The 20,368-nt window shown below is 61.6% G+C and carries 18 protein-coding genes and 1 pseudogene; 13 read left to right on the top strand and 6 right to left on the bottom strand.

Annotation, left to right across the window (positions count from 1 at the left end):
* Positions 1-26 precede the first annotated feature (26 nt).
* Positions 27-1,511: a winged helix-turn-helix domain-containing protein gene (locus J4D25_RS04930; RefSeq protein ID WP_057715515.1), complete on the top strand. Its 1,485-nt coding sequence runs from the start codon at positions 27-29 to the stop codon at positions 1,509-1,511.
* On the opposite strand, the gene J4D25_RS04925 is transcribed toward J4D25_RS04930, so the two are convergent.
* Complete coding sequence (locus J4D25_RS04925; RefSeq protein WP_057715514.1) at positions 1,476-4,280, bottom strand: winged helix-turn-helix domain-containing protein; 2,805 nt, start codon at positions 4,278-4,280, stop codon at positions 1,476-1,478. The two genes, J4D25_RS04930 and J4D25_RS04925, sit on opposite strands and share 36 nt — an antisense overlap.
* A gap of 367 nt (positions 4,281-4,647) precedes the next feature.
* Here J4D25_RS04925 and J4D25_RS04920 point away from each other — a divergent pair, with 367 nt between their 5' ends.
* Positions 4,648-5,214: a flavodoxin family protein gene (locus J4D25_RS04920; RefSeq protein ID WP_057715513.1), complete on the top strand. Its 567-nt coding sequence runs from the start codon at positions 4,648-4,650 to the stop codon at positions 5,212-5,214.
* Positions 5,215-5,257: 43 nt separating this feature from the next.
* Positions 5,258-6,082 carry an alpha/beta fold hydrolase gene (locus J4D25_RS04915; RefSeq protein ID WP_057715512.1) on the top strand — a complete coding sequence of 275 codons (825 nt, stop codon included), beginning with the start codon at positions 5,258-5,260 and terminating at the stop codon, positions 6,080-6,082.
* Positions 6,083-6,118: 36 nt separating this feature from the next.
* Here J4D25_RS04915 and J4D25_RS04910 read toward each other — a convergent pair whose 3' ends face one another.
* The gene (locus J4D25_RS04910) at positions 6,119-6,568 is read right to left on the bottom strand and encodes a helix-turn-helix domain-containing protein (RefSeq protein ID WP_057715511.1); all 450 of its coding nucleotides are present in this window, start codon (positions 6,566-6,568) and stop codon (positions 6,119-6,121) included.
* 160 nt (positions 6,569-6,728) lie between these two features.
* Between J4D25_RS04910 and J4D25_RS04905 the strand changes: the two genes are divergently transcribed.
* The 6 genes from J4D25_RS04905 to ycaC all read left to right on the top strand — a co-directional run bounded on the left by J4D25_RS04905 (position 6,729) and on the right by ycaC (position 13,021).
* Positions 6,729-7,646 (top strand): LysR family transcriptional regulator, encoded by a 918-nt coding sequence (locus J4D25_RS04905; protein WP_057715510.1) that lies wholly within the window; start codon positions 6,729-6,731, stop codon positions 7,644-7,646.
* Positions 7,647-8,934: 1,288 nt separating this feature from the next.
* Positions 8,935-9,201, top strand: coding sequence for a DUF6124 family protein (locus J4D25_RS04900; protein WP_057715509.1), 267 nt, complete (start codon positions 8,935-8,937; stop codon positions 9,199-9,201).
* Positions 9,202-9,469: 268 nt separating this feature from the next.
* Positions 9,470-9,886 carry a DoxX family protein gene (locus tag J4D25_RS04895; RefSeq protein ID WP_057715507.1) on the top strand — a complete coding sequence of 139 codons (417 nt, stop codon included), beginning with the start codon at positions 9,470-9,472 and terminating at the stop codon, positions 9,884-9,886.
* On the top strand, positions 9,879-10,487 hold the full coding sequence (locus J4D25_RS04890; protein ID WP_057715506.1) for an antibiotic biosynthesis monooxygenase: 609 nt from the start codon (positions 9,879-9,881) through the stop codon (positions 10,485-10,487). The genes J4D25_RS04895 and J4D25_RS04890 overlap by 8 nt, the downstream gene beginning before the upstream one ends.
* Entirely contained in the window at positions 10,487-12,325 is a 1,839-nt protein-coding gene (locus tag J4D25_RS04885) for an amidohydrolase (protein ID WP_057715505.1), read from the top strand. Before J4D25_RS04890 ends, J4D25_RS04885 begins: the two co-directional genes overlap by 1 nt.
* Positions 12,326-12,394: 69 nt before the next feature.
* A complete protein-coding gene (gene ycaC, locus J4D25_RS04880) occupies positions 12,395-13,021 on the top strand; it encodes an isochorismate family cysteine hydrolase YcaC (RefSeq protein ID WP_008004800.1) in 627 nt (208 codons plus the stop codon).
* A gap of 122 nt (positions 13,022-13,143) precedes the next feature.
* Here the strand turns inward: ycaC and J4D25_RS04875 are convergent, their stop codons facing one another.
* Positions 13,144-14,571, bottom strand: a complete 1,428-nt coding sequence (locus J4D25_RS04875; protein ID WP_057715504.1) for a mechanosensitive ion channel family protein — start codon at positions 14,569-14,571, stop codon at positions 13,144-13,146.
* A gap of 145 nt (positions 14,572-14,716) precedes the next feature.
* Between J4D25_RS04875 and J4D25_RS04870 the strand changes: the two genes are divergently transcribed.
* On the top strand, positions 14,717-15,613 hold the full coding sequence (locus tag J4D25_RS04870; RefSeq protein ID WP_057715503.1) for a LysR family transcriptional regulator: 897 nt from the start codon (positions 14,717-14,719) through the stop codon (positions 15,611-15,613).
* 152 nt (positions 15,614-15,765) lie between these two features.
* On the opposite strand, the gene J4D25_RS26910 is transcribed toward J4D25_RS04870, so the two are convergent.
* The 3 genes from J4D25_RS26910 to gspG all read right to left on the bottom strand — a co-directional run bounded on the left by J4D25_RS26910 (position 15,766) and on the right by gspG (position 18,069).
* A complete protein-coding gene (locus tag J4D25_RS26910; RefSeq protein ID WP_079246774.1) occupies positions 15,766-16,260 on the bottom strand; it encodes a hypothetical protein in 495 nt (164 codons plus the stop codon).
* Positions 16,261-16,432: 172 nt separating this feature from the next.
* Positions 16,433-17,620 (bottom strand): type II secretion system F family protein, encoded by a 1,188-nt coding sequence (locus tag J4D25_RS04860; protein ID WP_057716636.1) that lies wholly within the window; start codon positions 17,618-17,620, stop codon positions 16,433-16,435.
* A 14-nt stretch (positions 17,621-17,634) separates the two neighbouring features.
* Entirely contained in the window at positions 17,635-18,069 is a 435-nt protein-coding gene (gene gspG / locus J4D25_RS04855) for a type II secretion system major pseudopilin GspG (protein ID WP_057715501.1), read from the bottom strand.
* Between the two features lie 196 nt (positions 18,070-18,265).
* On the opposite strand from gspG, the gene J4D25_RS04850 reads away from it, so the two are divergent.
* The 3 genes and pseudogenes from J4D25_RS04850 to J4D25_RS04840 form a co-directional block, all read left to right on the top strand.
* A complete protein-coding gene (locus J4D25_RS04850) occupies positions 18,266-18,874 on the top strand; it encodes a transglycosylase SLT domain-containing protein (protein WP_057715500.1) in 609 nt (202 codons plus the stop codon).
* A gap of 472 nt (positions 18,875-19,346) precedes the next feature.
* Positions 19,347-20,003: an SCO family protein gene (locus J4D25_RS04845; RefSeq protein ID WP_057715498.1), complete on the top strand. Its 657-nt coding sequence runs from the start codon at positions 19,347-19,349 to the stop codon at positions 20,001-20,003.
* A pseudogene (locus tag J4D25_RS04840) lies at positions 19,991-20,359 on the top strand (hypothetical protein); the annotation flags it as partial. The gene J4D25_RS04845 and the pseudogene J4D25_RS04840, both read left to right, overlap by 13 nt.
* Positions 20,360-20,368 lie beyond the last annotated feature (9 nt).

Here is a 20,368-nt window from a genome sequence, read left to right as displayed (position 1 = left end):
GCCAGGCTTGCAGCGAGTGACAGCCCATGAACAGCCTCAGAGATATAAACAGCGAAGCGGTGCTGCAATTCGGGCCCTACGCTTTCCACCTCAGTCAGCGACTGGTGCTGGAGGGCGATCGACCGCTGCGCCTGGGCGGCCGCGCCCTTGACGTGTTGCAGGTGCTGGTCGAGCGCGCAGGCTCGGTGGTCAGCAAGGAAGAGTTGATTGCGCAGGTCTGGCCGCGTTCCGTGGTCGAAGAGATCAACCTGCGGGTACACATTGCCGCCTTGCGCCGAGCCCTGGGCGACGGCCAGAACGGCCAGTGCTACATCGTCAACATTCCCCAGCGCGGCTACAGTTTTGTCGCCCCGGTACAGCATTCGCCGCAGCCCGTCTCGTTCCCGAGCGAGACCGTAAAAAAGCCCCTGCACAACTTGCCGGCGCGGCTCACGCCGATCACCGGGCGCGATGCGGTTGTCGGCAGCCTGGTGCGGCAGTTGCCGGTGCGCCGATTCATGACCCTGGTCGGGCCTTGCGGGATCGGCAAGACCACCGTGGCGCTGCGCGTGGCCGAACTGTTGTTGCAGCACTATCGGCACGGCGTGTGGCTGGTGGACCTGGCGGCGATCGATGACCCGGCGCAAGTGACCGACCACGTCACACGAACCCTTTGGCTGGAAGTCGGCACCACGCTGGAGGCGCTGGCGCAGCGGCATGCCTTGTTGGTTCTGGACAACTGCGAACACCTGCTCGAACGCTGCCAGACGTTGATCGAAACACTGCTGGCTTCGCTGCCTCGTCTGTCGATCCTCGCCACCAGCCGCGAGCCGCTCCAGGCAGCGGGCGAAACCGTATTGCGTCTGCCACCGTTGGCGGTGCCGCCGGTGTCAGCGCTGCGCAGTGTTGACGAGGTCATGGGCTATTCGGCGGTGCAGTTATTCGTCAGCCGTGGCCGGGCTCGTCAGCAAGGGTTCACCCTGCGCGAACAAGATCTCAAGACTGTACGGGAAATCTGCCGGCGCCTCGACGGCCTGCCGCTGGCGATTGAATTGGCGGCAGCGCAAATCGATGCGCTGGCGCTGGTGGGGTTGCAAGCGCAACTCGATAACTGTTTTCAGTTGCTGTCCCAGGGCCGCCGCACGGCCGTGCCCCGGCACCAGACGCTCAAGGCGGCGCTGGACTGGAGCTACGAACGTTTGACTGCCGTGGAGCAAACCGTGTTGCAGCGCCTGGCGGTGTTCAAAATGGCCTTCACCCGGGACGCAGCGATTGGCGTGATCTGCTGCGACAGGCTGCCCGCCGCCGACCTGGTCAAGGTGATGGAAAGCCTGGCCCTCAAGTCGCTACTGACCTTGGAACAGGGGAGGGAAGTGGCCCGTTACCGCTTCCTCAACACCACCCGCACCTATGCGCTGGAAAAACTCGAACTCAGTGGTGATTTGCGCGCCCTTGAAATGCGTTATGCCGGTTACGTCAGTCAAACACGCTGGCCTTCAGGCGGGCAGGTGGCATTGCAGCTCGTCGAGTAGCCGGCGAACGGTCATCAAGTCTGGCGTGGCGAAACCTTCGGTGTAGCGCTGGTAGATCGGGGCCAGCAATTGATGCGCCCGTTGGGGATCGCCCTGACGCTGCCACAACTGCGCCAGTGAGGTGGCGCTACGCAGTTCCCAGGCCAGGGCACCCTGGGCCTTTGCCACGTTGAGTGCCTTGAGCAGCATGGTTTCGGCCGTCGCGGTCTGGAGCGGGCAATCGGTTGCCAGCAACGTCCTGGCCCTGGCCCGCAGTATCTCTGCCGTGCTCCAGTCCGAAACACCGCTTTGCGCACGTTCGAGCAAATCATCGTCGACACAGGTTGAATCCAGCGTGACCATGATGTCCTTGATCAAACCGACGCTTTGTCGGCCGATTGGCTGAACATCGATACCGCCGATCACCCGCGCATAGTGTTGCGCCCAGTCATGGAACAGCAGGACCGAGTGCTTCCGCGCTTGTTGCAGCAGCAGGCGCAGGAGTTCGCGGGCGCTGCGGGTATCGCCGTTGTAGTGGGCGATCAGGCAGCCGGCGAGCGCCAGGGTGTAGCAGATCGATGTGCCGTGGTTGATCTGCAATGCGATGTCCAGCGCCTGGCGGGCAGTGCGCCAGGCCTGTTCCGGCTGGCCTTGCAGCCAGAGGATGCGCGCGTGGAGGGTCAGCGCCGCGACACTCTGGTCGTATTGCACGCCAAAGCCATGGGTGAAACGGTTGAGATGACCGCTGTGGGCCATGCGTTGCAGCACTTGTTCGGCATGCTCCCCAGCCTGATGCTGGTTGCCGGAGAAGTGCAGGGCGAGCACCCGCAATCGATGCATGCTCAGGGACATCAGGGCGTCGTCATGCAACCCCAGGTGATCGAATTGCCGACTCTGTTCCAGGGCCATCTGGTATTGGCCGCAGCTGAGATTGACCGCCAGGTGCCCGGAAATCGCCCGCAACTGACCGGCCACATCGTTGAGTTGGCTGGCCAGGGCTCTGGCGCTGACGAAGGCGCCAACGGTTTCGCTGCTACCTCCTTTAACGTGATAACAGGCACTGCCCAAAGCCAGCTTGAGGGCCATCTGCAAGCGCGGGCAAGGCTCGGCAGACTGCTCGAGCAAGGCCAGCGCCTTGCGCACATAACCGCCGTGTTCCTTGAGCAGTGACAACTCCTGCCACAGCGGCGTGGACGTCGCGGCCAGGCGTATCGCCAGTGCCTGCGGCCCTTGCCCGTGCAAACCCCAATCGAGGGCTGCACGGATGTCCTCCAGGGCCCGGCCATAGCGTTCGAGCCACAAGCCGGTGGACGTTTTCTCCCAGTCGTCCTGCGCCTGTTGCATCGTTGCCAGGCAACGCTCGGCATGCCGCTCCCGCGTCCCGGGCAGGTCGGTGGTTTGCGCAAGTTTTTCCAGGGCATAACTGCGGGTGGTATCGAGCAGGCGGTAGTAAACATCCTCGTCGCCCACCTCCACGTTCAACAGGGATTTGGCGACCAATTGGGTGATCGAGCCGAACACCTCGCGGGGTTCGATGTGTTCGCCGACAATCACCGCCGCTGCCGACTCCAGGGTGAAACCGCCGCGAAACACACTCAGTCGGCGCAAGCAGGTCTTTTCGCAGGCGCTGAGTAGCTCGAAGCTCCAGTCCAGTGTCGCGCGCAGGGTCTGATGGCGTGCCAGGGGCGTCTGGCAGGGCTGGGTCAACACCCGGAAGTTGCTTTGCAACTGCGTCAACAAGCCGGGCAATCCGAAGTTGCCCACTTGCGCCGCCGCCAGTTCGATGGCCAGTGGAATGCCGTCCAGTCGGTGGCAGATGTCGATCAACAGCGGCAGTTCATTGTCCGTCAGTTCAAAGCTGTCATGGCTGGCCATGGCCCGCTCGACAAACAGTTGCAGGGCGGAAAAGGTCATGGCCTGGGCGCGGTCGAGGACGGCGATGGGCGGCGGGCAATCGAGTGACTCCAGGCGCTGGACGAATTCGCCTTCGGCCCGCAGGCTCTCGCGGCTGGTGGCGAGAATATGCACGTGCGGCGCACTGCGCAGAATGGTTTCGCAGAGATGGGCGATGGCGTCGACCAGGTGCTCGCAGTTGTCGATGACCAACAGCATTTGCCTGTCGCGCAGACAGTCGGCAATACCGCTCAGGGGGGCGTCGTTGTGCAGGGCCAGTTCGAGCAACGTCGCCAGATGACCGTCGATCATCAGCGGGCAGTTGATCGGGGCCAGGTCCAGCAGGCGAATGCCGTCCCGGTAGCGACCGATCATTTGTTCGGCGACCCGCAAGGCCACGGTGGTCTTGCCGATGCCGCCGGGACCGACGAGGGTGATGAAGCGCTGGCGTGGCAGTTGCACCACCAGATTGTCGACCAGGGTCTGCCGGCCGATCATTCGCGTGCGGCGCACCGGCAGGTTATGCCGGCTCGGTGCGCAAGCCTCGGGCGCTGGCGGTTGCTCGGCCTGCTCCAGTGAGTGCGGTGCGACGAAGCTGTACCCGCGCTGGGCCACGGTGACGATGTAGCGCTGGCCGGCCTGACCGTCGCCGAGCGCCTTGCGCAACGCGGCCATGTGCACCCGCAGGTTGATGTCTTCGACCACGCTGTTGGGCCAGACCCGGGCGATCAGTTGCTGCTTGCTGACCACGTTGCCGGCGTGCTCAAGCAGGATCAACAGGATGTCCATGGCGCGCCGCCCCAGGCGCAAAGGCTGGTCGGCCTCCATCACCAGGCGTTGTCCGGGGTAGACCCGGTAGGGGCCGAAATGCACAGCCTGTTCGGGGGAAAGGGTCAACGAGTCGCTCCTGCTGCATCCGTCTGGTACGCGGTTTTCGAGCATATTCCTCAGGTTTTTTACGGAGCGCAATGCGTCGCTTGGGTGACTGAAGGGGCAGGCATTGACTCTAGCGTATCGGCCAGCGGCTGTCGGCCCCGTGATCGTTGGGCGCGACAGATGGACAGCGTCTGCCGGGGCTTTTTGCGCGCCTGGGAAAATTAACAACGTTTAACTCGTCCTGCGCCCGGTCTGCACCCAAAACTCTCTTCCCTGTAGGAGCGAGCTTGCTCGCGATGGTGTGTCAGCCACATGGGTGTCGACTGATACTCCATCGCGAGCAAGCTCGCTCCTACAAGGGATTTCAACCCATCTCAAGGACAAACCAATGAGCAACGTGGTGGTGGTCTATCACAGTGGCTACGGGCACACCCGGGTCATGGCCGAAGCCGTGGCCGGTGGCGTGGAACGGCACCTTGGCAGCACCTGCCAGTTGATCCCGGTCGAAGAGGTAGACGAGCACTGGGAGCGGCTGCACTACGCCGACGCCATCATTTTCGGCGCGCCGACCTACATGGGCAGCGCCTCGGCGGCCTTCAAGGCGTTCATGGAGGCCACGGCGGCGTTCTACCTGACCCAGCCCTGGCGCGACAAACTCGCGGCGGGCTTCACCAACTCCGGCAGCCTGTGCGGCGACAAACTCAACACCTTGCTGCAAATGGCGGTGTTCGCCGCCCAGCACTCGATGATCTGGGTCGGCCTCGACCTGCTGCCGGCACGCTCCAGCACCGGCGCGTTCAACGGCCAACTCAATCGCCTGGGCAGCTCACTGGGCGCCATGGCCCAGTCGAATGTCGAGCAATCCCCCGACGATGCCCCTCCGCCCGAGGATCGCTGCACCGCGGCGCACCTGGGCGAGCGGGTGGCGCGTCTGGCCGATCGCCTGCGCCACTGACCCGTTTGATTCACCCCCAACCCTCGTTAAGGAGGCATCACCCATGAGCACTTTCACTACCCGCGATGGCGTCGAGATTTACTACAAGGACTGGGGCACCGGTCAGCCGATTGTCTTCAGTCACGGCTGGCCACTGAACGCCGACAGCTGGGAATCGCAGATGATCTTCCTGGCCTCCAAGGGCTATCGGGTCATCGCCCACGACCGTCGCGGTCATGGGCGTTCCAGCCAGCCGTGGTCGGGCAATGACATGGACCATTACGCCGACGATCTGGCGCAGTTGATCGAGCTGCTCGACCTGCAAAACGCCGTGCTGTTCGGCTTCTCCACCGGCGGTGGCGAGGTGGCGCGTTACATCGGTCGCCACGGCACCGGCCGCGTGGCCAAGGCCGGGCTGATTTCCGCGGTGCCACCGCTGATGCTCAAGACCGAAGCCAACCCCGGCGGCCTGCCGCTGGAAGTGTTCGACGGCATCCGCCAGGCCTCGCTGGCCGACCGTTCGCAGCTGTACATCGACCTCGCCAGCGGCCCGTTCTTCGGCTTCAACAAGCCTGACGCGAAACCGTCCCAGGGCATGATCGACTGGTTCTGGATGCAGGGCATGATGGCCGGCCACAAGAACGCCTATGACTGCATCAAGGCGTTCTCGGAAACCGACTTCACCGAAGACTTGCAGAAGTTCGACGTGCCGACGCTGGTGGTGCATGGCGACGCGGATCAGGTCGTGCCGTATGAAGCGGCGGGCGTCTCCTGCGCCAAACTGGTAAAGGGCTCGACCTTGAAGATTTACCCGGGCGCCCCTCACGGTTTGACGGACACCCATAAGGACCAGCTCAACGCTGACCTGTTGGCGTTCTTGAAAGGTTAAAAAGCCGGATCAAGGGATCGCAGGTTTCGCCAGCGCCTACACGTGCATACCCGTAGGCGCTGGCGAAGGCTGCGATCTTTTGCTTTTAAGGCCATGCACCGCCTGACAGCGCCAGGCAAACGGATTGATGCCTTCGCTGCGGGTGAAGATGTGGCAGAAGTGCGCCTGATCGCAGAAGCCGCATTCGAGGCTGATCTGCGTGAGGCTGAGGTTGGTGTACTGGATCAATTGCTTGGCCAGGGCAATGCGCTGCTGGCGAATCCAGTCCTGTGGCGAGAGGCCGGTGCTGCACTTGAACGCGCGGGAGAAGTGACTGCGCGACAGGGCGCAAGCCTGCGCCAGTTCAGTAACTTCCAGGCTGTCGCCCAGCCGTTCGAGGATCAGTTGTTTAACCAGCTTTTCGCGCTGCGGGCTGAGGCCGCCGGTGTTTTTCTTTGGCACCGGCGTGAATGACGCGGGGGCGACATTTTGCTGAACGTGAGCCATGGCGAATGTCCGTGTCGGTAGGCTTCATTCTTGGACCCGAAGGCTCTGGCTTACGAGTTAATCGTTGTTAATTTCTCGCTCACCGCGGGAAGTCTTGGGTAAAGTCAGACACAATTCTCATCCTCGCGCCCGGCCGAACACACACAAGGAACCCGTGCCTATGAACCGTAACGATCTGCGTCGCGTCGACATGAACCTGCTGGTGATTTTCGAGGCCCTGATGTTCGAAAAGAACCTGACCCGAGTCGCGGAAAAACTGTTCATGGGCCAACCGGCGGTGAGCGCCGCGCTGGGGCGTTTGCGCGATCTGTTCGACGACCCGTTGCTGCTGCGCAACGGACGCGGCATGGAACCGACGGCGCGCGCATTGGCGATTCTCAAGGAATTGCAGCCAGCGATGGACACCATCTCCGGTGCGGTCAGCCGGGCCAAGGAATTCGATCCTGCGACCAGTTGCGATGTGTTTCGCATCGGGTTGTCGGACGATGCCGAGTTCGGTTTGTTTCCACCGTTGCTGCGTCAGTTGCAAGAGGAAGCACCGGGCATCGTCGTGGTCGTGCGGCGGGCCAATTACTTGTTGATGCCAGCGCTGTTGGCGTCGGGGGAAATTTCGGTGGGTGTGAGCTACACCACGGATCTGCCGGCCAATGCCAAGCGCAAGAAGCTGCGCGATATCCCCTGCAAAGTGCTGCGCGGCGACACCCGGCCGGGGACGCTGACCCTGGATGAGTACTGCGAGCGGCCCCATGCGATGGTGTCTTTTTCCGGCGACCTGAGTGGCAACATCGACCTGGATCTGGCGAAGGTCGGGCGTAGTCGTCGTGTGGTGCTGGGGGTGCCGCAGTTCAGTGGGTTGCGGGCGTTGCTCGCCGGGACCGAGATGATTGCCACTGTGCCGGATTATGCTGCGTGTGCGTTGGTCGAGGGCTGTGGCTTGCGCGCTGAGGATCCGCCGTTCGAGATTGAGGCGGCGCAGTTGTCGATGGCCTGGAGCGGGGTGCATGACAATGATCCGGCGGAGCGGTGGTTGCGGTCGCGGATCGGTCAGTTCATGTCTGTGGCTTTGGATGTTTCTTAGGTGTTGACCTTGGCGGCCTCTGGGCCGACCAGGTTCTTGGTTGATTGAGTACATATCCATTGCTGCGGTAACGGCTGCTTATGGTTTCGCCCTTACGGCGAGTCCCTTTTGTCAAACGACACAAAAGGAACCAAAAAGTCTCGCCCCTTACGTACGGCCCCTCGCTGAGGCTCGGGGTTCCTTCGCTCCGGCATTCATCCGGGGGCATCGCCCTCCGGTTGGCTTCGCTGGCACCTACATGCGATGTGTTCGACTGCGTCGAACGGCGCTGCGCGCCAATCCCCGGATAAACACCTCCACTCAGCCTTCCGAGGGGGCGGGTGGATCAAGATCAAAAGCTGCAGGCGAGCTAACGCTCGGCCTGATGAGTGGTGAAGAGCGTTTGTGTACGCCGATCTGCTTTTTGCTCTTCTGTGGGAGCGAGCTTGCTCGCGATGGTGGCCTGCCAGCCGACCAATTTCTTTCGAGTGTACCCAGCCCAACTGTAGGAGCGAGCCTGCTCGCGAAGGCGGCCTGCCAGCCAATCAATTTCTTGCTGATGTACACCGATCAAATTGTGGGAGCGAGCTTGCTCGCGAAGGCGGCCTGCCAGCCGACCAATCACTTGCTGATGTACACCGACAAATTGTGGGAGCGGGCTTGCCCGCGAAGGCGACCTGACAGCCGCCCAATTACTTGCAGATGTACACCGATCAAATTGTGGGAGCGAGCTTGCTCGCGAAGGCGACCTGACAGCCGCCCAATCACTTGCAGATGTACTCAGTACCTGTGGGAGCGGGCTTGCCCGCGAAGGCGGCCTGACAGCCGACCAATCTCTCACAGACATACGCTGATCCACTGTAGGAGCGAGCTTGCTCGCGATAGCGGTGTATCAGTCAACACCAATGCCGGATGTAATGCCGCCATCGCGAGCAAGCTCGCTCCCACAGGGAATGTGCAGTGTTCTGAAAGCCCTGTTTAAAAGCGGTCAGCCTCAATTCCGGAAAGCCACACCGCCTTGCGTCGTTGCCTACAACTACGCCAGAATCCGCCGGCTTGTGAGTCTTGGCCCTGATCTCTATCGTTCTCCACGTCGCTGCCCATTCAGCGATCGGGTTTAGCGGCTCGGTAAATTTCAAGGCTCGCCAGTGTCACCTTCAGATCAGTTCGATCTGCAATTTGGTGGCTGTGCGTGGGGCACTTCGGTGCGCCGGGTTCCTTGATCCCTGGTCTGCTAACCCGCGTACAGCCGCCACCCAATTCGTTTAGCAGCGACTTGTGGCGGCTCCATTGATCAAGGAGCTTGACCATGTTCAAACCCACCCCCAATCCCCCGAAAGCCCCGGCACCACCACGCAACCCCAGCACGATGTTTCTCATCGCCCCCGACATCAACACCGAAACCCTCTTGGCCCACACCTGCGAATCCCTCGCCTCGGCCAGCATCATGGCCAGCGATCTTGCTGGATTTCTGCAAAGCCCTCATCGCAATGCGCTGCTGGGGATTGCGCAGATCATCATGTTGGGTGAGCTGGCGGTGAATCGGGCGTTGGATAATCTCGACCCGCAAGACTAGTCCAGTAGCAGCAAGCAACGAGCAACCCTGTAGGAGCGAGCTTGCTCGCGATGGACGTCAACGATAACGCGTGCTGCCTGATTGATCGTGTTGTCCAGACGTTTTTCGCGAGCAAGCCCGCTCCTACAGGGTTCCATGTCGTTTGGTCGATCTCGGTCTTCCCGCAAACAGAGCACGTACATTCAATTTTTCCTTCCTCCGCCCCGGCACTATCGAATCCTGTCCCGGCGCATCGACGCCGGTGGTTTTTCATTTGTGCGGATAGGCCATGGACACTTCGCGAAGTGATGATCGGGCGCAAGACTGGGGGCTGCTGTTCCTGCGGGTCAGCGGCGGGTTGTTCCTGTTGTGGGTGCATGGCTTGCCCAAGCTGCTTCACTACAGTGCCGAGCTGCAAAACATCGAAGACCCTTTCCACCTGGGCACGAATCTGACGCTGATGCTGGCGATTTTCGCCGAGGTGGTGTGCCCGCTGCTGATCGTCGCCGGGTTGCTGGCGCGTCTAGCGTGTTTGCCTATTCTGTTTTTGCTGTGGGTGTCGATGTTGATCGTGCATCCGCAGTGGACGCTCTTCGAAGGCCAGTTCGGCTGGCTGCTGCTGATCGTGTTCACCAGCATTTTCATCGCCGGGCCGGGACGCCTGGCACTCAATGTCCGTTTCGCCGGAGCCTTGCGTTATGTCTGAATCCAATCGCCGTGAGCCGGCAAGTCCGGGGCCTGATGAGGTGGTGACCCTGATCGTCAAGCACCGGGTCAAGGCCGGTTTCGAAGTGCCTTATGCAGCCTGGCTGCGCAACATCGTCAAGGTGGCCGCGCAGAACGTCGGGCACTTGGGCGTGGATGTGGTGCGTGGCAAGAATGCTGGCCTGGACACCTACACCTGCGTGCTGCGCTTTTGTTCGACCGAGGCGATGCAGCGCTGGCTCGATTCACCGCAACGCCAGGAACTGGTCGATGAAGCCGCGCCGATGCTGGCCGATGGCGACCAGACCGAAGTCAATCCGGTCAACGAGTTCTGGTTCTCGCCCCAGGCCGAGGCCAGTACGCCACCGCCGCGCTGGAAGCAGGCTGTGGTGACGCTGCTGGTGATCCTGCCGCACACCTTGCTAGTGCCGCTGCTATGGGGGCCGTTGTTGCGGCTCAATGCCTTGCTCTCCAATTACGTGGTGGCCACGTTTCTGATCACCCTGACCATCGTGCTGTCGGTGGTTTACATCTTCATGCCCATGGCGACGCATCTGTTCGCGCCCTGGCTGTCTCCCGCCACATTGCACGAGGAACCGTGATGAACGCCGATCTGATTCTGTTCAATGGTCAATTCCATACCGTTGACCGCGAAAAACCGCTCGCCAGCGCCGTGGCGATCAGCGACGGGCGTTTTGTCGTGGTCGGCAACGATGCCGAAGCCATGGCCCTGCGGGGCTCGAACACCCAGGTGATCGACCTCAAGGGGCGTTGCGTGATCCCCGGGCTCAACGACTCACACTTGCACCTGATCCGTGGCGGCTTGAACTACAACCTGGAACTGCGTTGGGAAGGTGTGCCGTCACTGGCCGATGCCTTACGCATGCTCAAGGAGCAGGCCGACCGCACGCCGACCCCGCAGTGGGTGCGGGTGGTCGGTGGCTGGAACGAATTCCAGTTCGCTGAAAAGCGCATGCCGACCCTGGCGGAGCTCAATCAGGCGGCGCCAGACACGCCGGTTTTCGTGCTGCACCTGTACGACCGCGCCTTGCTCAACCGCGCCGCGTTGCGTGTCGCCGGCTACACCCGTGATACACCGAATCCGCCAGGCGGCGAGATCGTGCGTGACGCCAATGGCGAGCCGACCGGCATGCTGGTGGCGCGACCCAACGCGATGATTCTGTACTCGACCCTGGCCAAGGGGCCGAAGCTGCCGCTGGAGTATCAGGTCAACTCGACCCGTCAGTTCATGCGCGAACTCAATCGCCTGGGCCTGACCAGTGCCATCGATGCCGGCGGCGGTTTCCAGAATTACCCGGACGATTACCAGGTGATCGAGCAGTTGGCAAAGGACGAGCAACTGACCGTGCGCATCGCCTACAACCTGTTCACCCAGAAACCGAAGGAAGAGTTGACCGACTTCAAGAACTGGACCGGCAGCGTGAAGCTGCACCAGGGCGATGATTTCCTGCGGCACAACGGCGCCGGGGAAATGCTGGTGTTCTCGGCGGCGGACTTCGAAGACTTCCTCGAACCGCGCCCGGACCTGCCGCAAACCATGGAAGCCGAACTGGAGCCGGTGGTGCGCCATCTGGTCGAGCAACGCTGGCCGTTCCGTTTGCACGCCACCTACAACGAATCCATCAGCCGCATGCTCGATGTGTTCGAGAAGGTTAATCGCGACATTCCGTTCAACGGCTTGCCGTGGTTTTTTGACCACGCCGAAACCATCACCCCGCAGAACATCGAGCGGGTGAGGGCGTTGGGCGGCGGCATCGCGATTCAGGATCGCATGGCGTTCCAGGGTGAATATTTCGTCGAGCGTTACGGCGCGAAAGCGGCCGAAGCCACGCCACCGATCAAACGCATGCTGGCCGAAGGCGTACCGGTGGGTGCCGGTACCGACGCCACGCGGGTGTCGAGCTACAACCCGTGGACCTCGCTGTACTGGATGGTCAGCGGTCGCACCGTCGGAGGTATGGAATTGCACGCCGAAGGCCTTTCACGCCTGACGGCGCTGGAACTGTTCACCCACGGCAGCGCCTGGTTCTCGTCGGAGCAAGGCAAGAAGGGCCAGATCAAGGTCGGGCAACTGGCTGACGTCGCGGCCCTCAGTGCGGATTTTTTCAGCGTCGATGAAGAGGCGATCAAGTGGATCGAGTCGGTGTTGACCGTGGTCGGCGGCAAGGTGGTGTACGGCGCCGGTGACTTCGAGAAGCTCGGGCCGGCCAGCGTGCCGGTGCTGCCGGACTGGTCGCCGGTGGTGAAGGTGCCGGGCCACTGGCGCCCGACTTCGCCGATGCAGGCCCAGGTTCACCATTGCAGCGGCCCGTGCGCAGTACATTCCCACAGTCATGAACGGGCGCGCCTGTCGAACGCGCCGGTCAGCGATTTCGCCGGTTTCTGGGGCGCCTTTGGCTGCTCGTGTTTTGCCTTCTGACTCTTTTAAAAAAGCGCCGGCCCAACAGGTCGGCGCTGCCTGCAACAACCATCCACCTAGGAGCTTCCAATGAGCAACGTTCCGTACAAACGCCTGAACAAAGACGATGCTGTGGTATTGCTGGTCGACCACCAGACCGGTCTGATCTCGCTGGTACAGGATTTCTCGCCCAACGAGTTCAAGAACAACGTACTGGCGCTGGGCGACATCGCCAAGTTCTTCAAACTGCCGACCATCCTCACCACCAGTTTCGACAGCGGTCCGAACGGTCCGATCGTGCCGGAGCTCAAGGCGCAGTTCCCGGACGCGCCGTTCATTGCACGCCCGGGCCAGATCAACGCCTGGGACAACGAAGACTTCGTCAAGGCGATCAAGGCCACCGGTCGCAAGCAACTGATCATTGCCGGTGTGGTGACCGACGTGTGCGTGGCGTTCCCGACACTGTCAGCCATTGCCGAAGGCTTTGAGGTGTTTGTGGTGACCGACGCTTCCGGCACCTTCAACACCACCGTGCAACAAGCGGCCTGGGCGCGCATGTCGGCCGCCGGTGCACAACTGCTGAACTGGTTCTCCGTGGCCTGCGAGCTGCAAGGCGACTGGCGCAACGACATGGAAGGCCTGGCCAACCTGCTGTCCGAACGCCTGCCGAACTATCGCAACCTGATCAACAGCTACACCAAATTTACTGCCAAGTAAGAAGTACACCTGTGGGAGCGAGCTTGCTCGCGATGGCGGCGTATCAGTCGACACACATGTTGACTGACAGAAAGCTATCGCGAGCAAGCTCGCTCCCACAGATTTTTTGTGTGATCAGTTGATCAGCGACTCTGCAACCAACTCAAAAACCCACCTTTCCTGACCGCTACCGGTTTGGCCATCAACGCCATCCGGCTGTTCTGCTGGCGCACCGCCTGCAGCTTGTTCAACGCCCGGTCGACTTCCCGTCGTTGCGCCATGCAGTTGCGGGTCAGTGATTTGTCGAGGCGGTAGATGATGCTTGAGGTCATGGCGGTGAACCGTGCCTGGGACGGCGTGTCGGCGAGGATGCTTTGTTCGCCCATGACTTCACTCGGCCCCATGCGCCCGGCTTCGATCTGCGTGCTGCCGTTGGGGACGGTGGCGCTGACCACGCCGGTGGCGATGACGAACAGGCTGTCCGGTACTTCATCCAGATCCAGCACCACCTCACCGGCCGCGTATTGCTGCGCCACCATGTTCTGGGCCAGGTGATCCCGTTCCTCGGCGCTCAGGGAGCGGAATATTTTCACTTCATCGAGCAAGGCCCGTGCGCGGGTCGACGGCTCGATCACGCCATCGGGTTGCCGGGAAATGCCTGCCGCTTCGAGGTGCCGATGGGCCAGGTCGAACAGTTGATTGCGCACTTCACCCTTTTTGCCCAATTCGGCGATGAAGCCGCTGGCCACGTATTCGGACATGGTTTCGCCGGCCTCCTTGAGCACGGCTTTCGGCGCCGGATCGAGCAGCAGACTGCTACTGCCCTGAAGGGTGCGGTCCAGGGCATCGAGTACCCGGCGCGGGCGGATGTGGTTGGGCACCTGAATGCTGATCGACACGCCGTGCATATTGAACGGGCGGCTGAGATTGACGATCTTTGCCTTGGCCGCCACCGAGTTCGGCACCACAGCGGTGCTGCCGGCGCTGGTCAGCAGGTGGGTGGCGCGCCAATCGATGTCCAGCACCTTGCCTTCAATACCGTCGATGGAAACCCGATCATCGACCTGATACGGCTTGGTGGTATTGAGCACGATGCCGGAGAACACGTCGCTCAAGGTGCTCTGCAATGCCAGACCCACCACGATGGCGACGACGCCGGAGGTCGCCAGCAAACCTTTCACCGGCAGCTCCAGCACGTAGCCGGCGGCGGCCACCACGGCAATCAGGAACACCAGTGCACCGATGACATCCTGCAACAGCCGGCCGCTATGGCCGATGCGCCGCATCAGGGCCAGGCCGATCACTTCGGTCAGCACCCGCGCGACGTACAGCCACCAGAGAATCCCCAGGGCCGTGGCCCCCAGTTGTGCCACGCGATCATCGGCAAACAACGGCGCCTGCAACGGGCTGACGCCGGCGTTGATGAGCACCGCGCTGAACAGCACAAACAGCGCCAGGCGCACACCGACCCGGCTGACGCGATGCTTGAACGGCGCGAGGTGCCACAGCAGGGCGTCGATTACCAATAGCAGTGCACTCAGGGAAAGCAAATGCTCAAGGAGCAAGGACATGGGGAAACTCCATTTAAATGCTTGAGGCAAACAGATCGCAGATCCTTCGGGGAAGGTGATTTCAGTGCGGTGAACGAAGATTAATGGTGTGCCTGAAAGGGAACAAGCGGCTATAAAGTGTTTGACTGTCAACCGGGAAGTGACAATGAACCCATTCGAAGATATGCGTATTTTTTGCCAGGTCATGGACTCCGGCAGCTTCACGGCGGCCGCCGATCAACTGGGGCTGTCCAAGCAGTTTGTCAGCCGCCGCTTGATGCAACTCGAAGAGCGCCTGGGCGTGCGCTTGCTCAATCGTTCGACCCGGCGCCTGGATGTCACGCCGCTGGGGCAGAGCTATTACGAGTCAGCCTTGCGCCTGCTCAGCGAAGTCGAACAAGTGGAGCAGGGCATCGCCGGCCAGACCACCGAGCCACGGGGGACCATTCGTGTGAGTGCGCCGCTGTCGTTCGCGCTGGCGCATCTGGGCTGCCTGTTGCCGGTGTTTTTGCAGCGCTATCGCGACGTGACGGTGGAGATGGATTTGAGCGATCGTCCCGTGGATTTGCTCGGTGAGGGCTACGACCTGGCGCTGCGCATCGGCACACTGGAAGACTCGACACTGATCGCCCGACGCATTGCCTCCATTGAGCGGGTGTACTGCGCAAGCCCGGCGTACCTGACCGAGCGCGGCACACCGCTCAAGCCTGAAGATTTGCACGGTCACGACTGCCTGCCGTACGGCCATGGTCGACAAGTGCAATGGCGGTTTGCAGGGCAGGGCAAGCCATTGAGCGTCAATGTCAGCGGGCGGATGCGGGTCAACAACGGTGAATTGCTCAAGGACGCGGCGATTGCCGGGCTGGGGGTCACGTATTTGCCGACGTTCATTGTCGGCTCGGCGTTGAAGGATGGACGGCTGGTGGAAGTGCTGGAGGATTTTCGGCCGGAGCCGCTGACGTTGTCGGCGGTCTATCCGCAACACCGGCAGAGTTCGCGGCCGGTGCAGGCGCTGATTGAGTTCTTGCGCGAGGAACTGGATCAGTCTGAGGGTGGGTTGTAGAGCGGCGGATTGCCTGACTCACATCGGCCACTGTGGGAGCGAGCTTGCTCGCGATGGCGTCCTGTCATCCAACATTGAAGTCGTCTGACACTCCGCCATCGCGAGCAAGCTCGCTCCCACAGGGTTTTGTGTTGCATGGGAATCAGTGGGAATCAGCTCCTTTTGTCATCACCGGGCTCGGCATGGACACCGCGGTCATCACCGGGCTCGCCATTGGCATGAACGCCATGATCGTCGCCGACTTCACCGGACCGATGAACGCCATGGTCGTCCCCAGGTTCATCATGGGTGCCGCTGCGTCCTGAGGACGAGACCGATCCGGAGTGGCTCGAACCGCTGTTGGCACTGCCATGGCCACTGTTGCTGCCATGGTCGCCACTGTGGCCGCTGCCGCTGTTGCCACCACTGCCGCTTCCACCATGACTGCCGCCGCCGCCGCCGCCGCTGCCACTGCCGCCGCCACCACCGCTACCACCACCGCCGCCACCGTGACTGCCGCCACCACCACTTCCGCCACCACCGCCACCACTACCCCCATCCTTGGCCTGAGCGCTGGAAACTCCAGACAGACTGTCCGGAATCAATACGGTAGACGCCGACAGAACCGCGCCAATAGCTACTGCCAGTAAAAGCTTATTGATGAGCATGTCGTTCTCCGTCCTGTAATTCAGATTGGAACCTTCATGAACAGTGCAATGTGCTGATTTTTCCCCGTGGGAACTTGATGAACAGTTCAGCGCGCCGATTTATTCGGCGGGAACATTGAAAAAGAGTGCAGCGTTCAGCCGGACCCGCGTCTGAAGGGTCAGCTTCAAAGAGTCAGTGAATGCTTGAGGCCAGCTCGAAAATCGGGATGTACATCAGGATCACGATCACCCCGATCAACAGACCGATGAAGGTCATGAGCAAGGGTTCGAACAGCCGCACGAACCATTCGATCCAGCGGCTGATTTCTTCGTCGTAGAAGTCGGCGCTGCGCTCCATCATCTGCCCGAGGTTGCCGGACTGTTCGCCGGCTCGCAGCAGGCGCAGGGACACGGGCGTCACCAGGTGATTGAGTTCCAGCGCGGCAGAGAGTGATTGCCCCTCGCGCACCCGGTCGCAGGCCTGGTCCAGGCGCGTGCGGGAGGCGACGGTGAGCAGGCCACGGACCATGCCCATGGCGGTGACCAGGGGAATGCCGCCTTGCAGCAGAATCCCCAGTGAACGGTAGAAGCGCGCCAGTTCATACATGAAGATGCGTTGGTGCACCGCAGGGAGTTTTTCGATCAGGCGGTCCAGCCCCCGACGAAAGGCCGGCTGGCGCTGGAGCAGGGTGAGGGCGACGATGATGGCCAGCAATCCCCCGAAGAATTCGCCCTGGTGGGTGTGCAGGAACATGCCGCTGCTCATCAGGATCTGCGACATCCAGGGCAGGTTCGACCCCAGTCCTTCAAACACCAGGCTGAAGCGCGGCACGACATACCCCATCAAAAACAAAACCACACCACCGCCCACCACCAGCAACAGCAAGGGGTAGATCGACGCGCTGATGATCTTTTGGCGAACCTCGTCCATGCGTTGGCGATAGCTGACATAACGGCCCAGGGCATCACCCACGGCGCCGGTCTTTTCACTGGACTGCACCAGCGCCACGTACAACGGGGGGAAAACCGCCGACAGCTGGCTCAAGGCCTGGGAAAACGATTTGCCCTCGTAAAGCAGGCGGACCAACTCGTTCAAGGTCTTGCGGGCCTGTGGCGCGTTTTCCTTTTCCGCCAGGCTTTCCAGGGCATCGATCAACGGCAGACCGGCGTTGAGCAGGGTGGTCAGTTCCTGGCTGAACAACACCAGGTTGAACGTCTCGCGCTTGTGCAGGCGCAATGCGCGCCAATGGCGCTCGGCGTGCAGGCTGACCACTCGCAGGCCCTGGTCTTCGGCGATGCGCCTGGCTTCGCTGTGCCCCGGTGCCTCGACGGTCATCGAGACCACACCGGCCTTGCCGACGGCCTTGAGATGAAAGCGCATGGTCGCCATTCCCGTCAGTTCCAGTTGGTGACTTCGGCGTTCTCGCCTTCGCCACCGGGCTGCCCGTCCTTGCCCATGGACAACAGGTCGTACTCGCTGTTCTCACCGGGATAGCGATAGGCGTAGTTGCGGCCCCAGGGGTCTTGCGGGAGTTTTTTCTGCAGGTACGGGCCGGTCCAGCGCGGTTCGTCGGCGGGGGCGGTGACCAGCGCCTGCAAACCCTGTTCGGTGGACGGGTAATGGCCAACTTCCAGACGGTAAAGGTCCAGTGCCTTGCTCAAGCCTTCTATCTGCGCCTTGGCCACTTTCACTTCGGAGCGACCCAGTTGGGCGAAATACTTCGGCGCCACGATGCCGGCCAACAGCCCCAGTACCACCAGCACCACCAACAGTTCGAGCAAGGTGAACCCGCTTTGGGTTCGCCGGGCATAACACAGTCGCTGATTCATGATGACCTCATAACAGTCGGCAGCAGAGTTGCCATGTAGTTGCATGCAATTGCCATGCTCACGATTGCCGACCCTTGCGCGCCCCCCTTGCTACGGGCCTTCTCGCTTACGGCACAGTGCTTGCGTATGGCTGGTGCACGACTGGCCATTGGGGCAATACCCCCAATTTTCGGGGCCGGAAAGGGGAGGTATAACAATGAAGACACTCACCGCCGGATTGCTGGGTTTCCTTGTGTTGGCCAGCGCCGCACAGGCCGATGTGTTTGTTTCCGTGGACGCCAATGGCGGCTACGTCCTGTCCAATGTCCACCGCCCCGGACGCCACTATGAACGGGTGATTCGTGAGCCCGATGCGCCGGTGGTCAGCCTCGATCAGCAACCGCAGATGATCGCCGCGCAACCCTATGCCGAGCTGGTGGCGGCGGCGGCCACGGCCAACGAACTGCCGGCGGCGCTGCTGCACGCAGTGATCAAGACCGAATCGAGCTACAACGCCCGCGCCACCTCACCCAAGGGCGCTCGCGGGCTGATGCAATTGATGCCCGCCACCGCCCGCGAAATGGGGGTGACCAATGTCTACGACCCCAAGGCCAACATCCAGGGTGGCGCCCGCTATCTCAAGCGCCTGATGACGATGTTCGACAACGATATCCGGCTCGCCGTGGCGGCCTATAACGCCGGCCCGCAAGCGGTGCTCAGCCGGGGCAACGTGGTCCCGCCGTTCGCCGAAACCCAGCGTTATGTGCCCAGTGTGCTGAAGCAGTATCGGCGTTTGCAGGGGTTGCCCGCGGATGCGCCGCTGTGATCGAACACCCGGGGAAATTTCCCCAATAGTGGGGAATAGTGGCCCCGGCGAAAAAGTGGGGGGATTGGGTGGGGAATATCCCCCGGCCTATCAAGTCGTGATCATAACAAGCTGATTAATAACGTATTTTTTTGTGGCATGCGGATTGCTCCGGTCGATTTGTCGAGAAGTGTTCCCCCGATAACCCGCAGCGAGGCCCGAGTCCATGATCGGCATATCCCACGCTTGGTCCTTGATTGATTTGCTTACCCCCCCTGTGGGAGCGAGCTTGCTCGCGATGACTGCTTTCCACTCGCCAACGATGTCGACTGTCAGTCCGCTATCGCGAGCAAGCTCGCTCCCACAACGGGGCGGGTAAGACAGGTACAGATCGGTAAAGAGGAATGTTGCTGAAAACAGGACCAACCCTTGTCCGGCGTCGTGCCGGGATTTCGGGTCAGTCCCGGTGATACCCACTAACGAGGAAACCGACATGGACCGATTCGCGCATTGCGGCCTGCTGACGTTTTGCCTGTTGGCCTTCGGTATCGACCAGGCGCTGGCTCACTCGGCGGACGAGCACACCGGGCACGACACGGCGGCCAGCACCGCCAGCCCGGAGAACGCTCGGATCAGATTTGCCGACGTGGCCTTGCTGGACCAGAACGGCAAGGTCGTCAACCTGGAAAAAGACCTGGTAAGCAACAAAATCGTGGTCATGGGTTTCATTTACACCCGTTGCACCACGGTCTGCCCGGTGATGTCCTCGATCATGGGCAGGGTACAGAAACATTTGGGCGCGCGGGTCGGCACCGAGGTGCAATTGGTGTCCATCAGCATCGACCCGCAGCGTGATGATCCCCAACGCCTGAACGACTACGCCCGCACCTTCCAGAAAGGGCCGGGCTGGAGCTGGCTGACCGGTTCGCCGCAGGCGGTCGATGCCACCCTCAAGGGCCTGGGTGTCTACCGCGGCGATTTCGAGAACCACTCGCCACTGATTCTGGTGGGGGACGGCAACAACCGCTACTGGACCCGCTACTACGGTCTCACCGAACCGACAGAGCTGGCCCGGGCCGTCGAGAGGCTCAGAGGCGAACGCAACGCCCACGCCAAGCACACCGCCATCGCCATGGAGCACCAGCCATGAGCGCCATCGACAGGAAAACCTGCTTCCCCGACACACCCTTGCAGGACCAGAACGGCAGCACCTTTATCTCCCTTACCAGTGATCCGCTGCGCAACACGCCAGCGGTACTCAAGGCTTGCACCTTGAAACAGGGCATCGATGGGCCCCACTGGTTTTTTCTTACCGAAGACAAGGTGCAAATGGACCTTGTATGGGGTCGCATCGACCAGATCGTGCCGACCCCCTTGCAGCACTCCACACGGTTGATCGTCGGTGACGCGGCGAACAGACGCTGGAGCAAAATCCGTCCCGCCGCCCCGACCGCCGCCATTGCCCAGCGCTTGCAGTTGCTGACAATGCCCGTGGCCCGTCGCTGAGCCACGGCC

The sequence above is a fragment of the Pseudomonas sp. GW456-L13 genome (assembly GCF_017350115.1).
Classification (GTDB): domain Bacteria; phylum Pseudomonadota; class Gammaproteobacteria; order Pseudomonadales; family Pseudomonadaceae; genus Aquipseudomonas; species Aquipseudomonas jessenii.
Note: the sequence above shows the minus strand (reverse complement) of the source record. Positions and strands in the feature narration are given on the sequence as shown.

What these genes read in the sequence shown, in the direction of transcription:
- J4D25_RS04930 (WP_057715515.1), top strand. Translation starts at nt 27, where the DNA reads ATGAACAGCCTCAGAGATATAAACAGCGAAGCGGTGCTGCAATTCGGG.
- J4D25_RS04920 (WP_057715513.1), top strand. Translation starts at nt 4,648, where the DNA reads ATGAGCAACGTGGTGGTGGTCTATCACAGTGGCTACGGGCACACCCGG.
- J4D25_RS04915 (WP_057715512.1), top strand. Translation starts at nt 5,258, where the DNA reads ATGAGCACTTTCACTACCCGCGATGGCGTCGAGATTTACTACAAGGAC.
- J4D25_RS04910 (WP_057715511.1), bottom strand. Translation starts at nt 6,568, where the DNA reads ATGGCTCACGTTCAGCAAAATGTCGCCCCCGCGTCATTCACGCCGGTG.
- J4D25_RS04905 (WP_057715510.1), top strand. Translation starts at nt 6,729, where the DNA reads ATGAACCGTAACGATCTGCGTCGCGTCGACATGAACCTGCTGGTGATT.
- J4D25_RS04900 (WP_057715509.1), top strand. Translation starts at nt 8,935, where the DNA reads ATGTTCAAACCCACCCCCAATCCCCCGAAAGCCCCGGCACCACCACGC.
- J4D25_RS04895 (WP_057715507.1), top strand. Translation starts at nt 9,470, where the DNA reads ATGGACACTTCGCGAAGTGATGATCGGGCGCAAGACTGGGGGCTGCTG.
- J4D25_RS04890 (WP_057715506.1), top strand. Translation starts at nt 9,879, where the DNA reads ATGTCTGAATCCAATCGCCGTGAGCCGGCAAGTCCGGGGCCTGATGAG.
- J4D25_RS04885 (WP_057715505.1), top strand. Translation starts at nt 10,487, where the DNA reads ATGAACGCCGATCTGATTCTGTTCAATGGTCAATTCCATACCGTTGAC.
- ycaC (WP_008004800.1), top strand. Translation starts at nt 12,395, where the DNA reads ATGAGCAACGTTCCGTACAAACGCCTGAACAAAGACGATGCTGTGGTA.
- J4D25_RS04875 (WP_057715504.1), bottom strand. Translation starts at nt 14,571, where the DNA reads ATGTCCTTGCTCCTTGAGCATTTGCTTTCCCTGAGTGCACTGCTATTG.
- J4D25_RS04870 (WP_057715503.1), top strand. Translation starts at nt 14,717, where the DNA reads ATGAACCCATTCGAAGATATGCGTATTTTTTGCCAGGTCATGGACTCC.
- J4D25_RS26910 (WP_079246774.1), bottom strand. Translation starts at nt 16,260, where the DNA reads ATGCTCATCAATAAGCTTTTACTGGCAGTAGCTATTGGCGCGGTTCTG.
- J4D25_RS04860 (WP_057716636.1), bottom strand. Translation starts at nt 17,620, where the DNA reads ATGCGCTTTCATCTCAAGGCCGTCGGCAAGGCCGGTGTGGTCTCGATG.
- gspG (WP_057715501.1), bottom strand. Translation starts at nt 18,069, where the DNA reads ATGAATCAGCGACTGTGTTATGCCCGGCGAACCCAAAGCGGGTTCACC.
- J4D25_RS04850 (WP_057715500.1), top strand. Translation starts at nt 18,266, where the DNA reads ATGAAGACACTCACCGCCGGATTGCTGGGTTTCCTTGTGTTGGCCAGC.
- J4D25_RS04845 (WP_057715498.1), top strand. Translation starts at nt 19,347, where the DNA reads ATGGACCGATTCGCGCATTGCGGCCTGCTGACGTTTTGCCTGTTGGCC.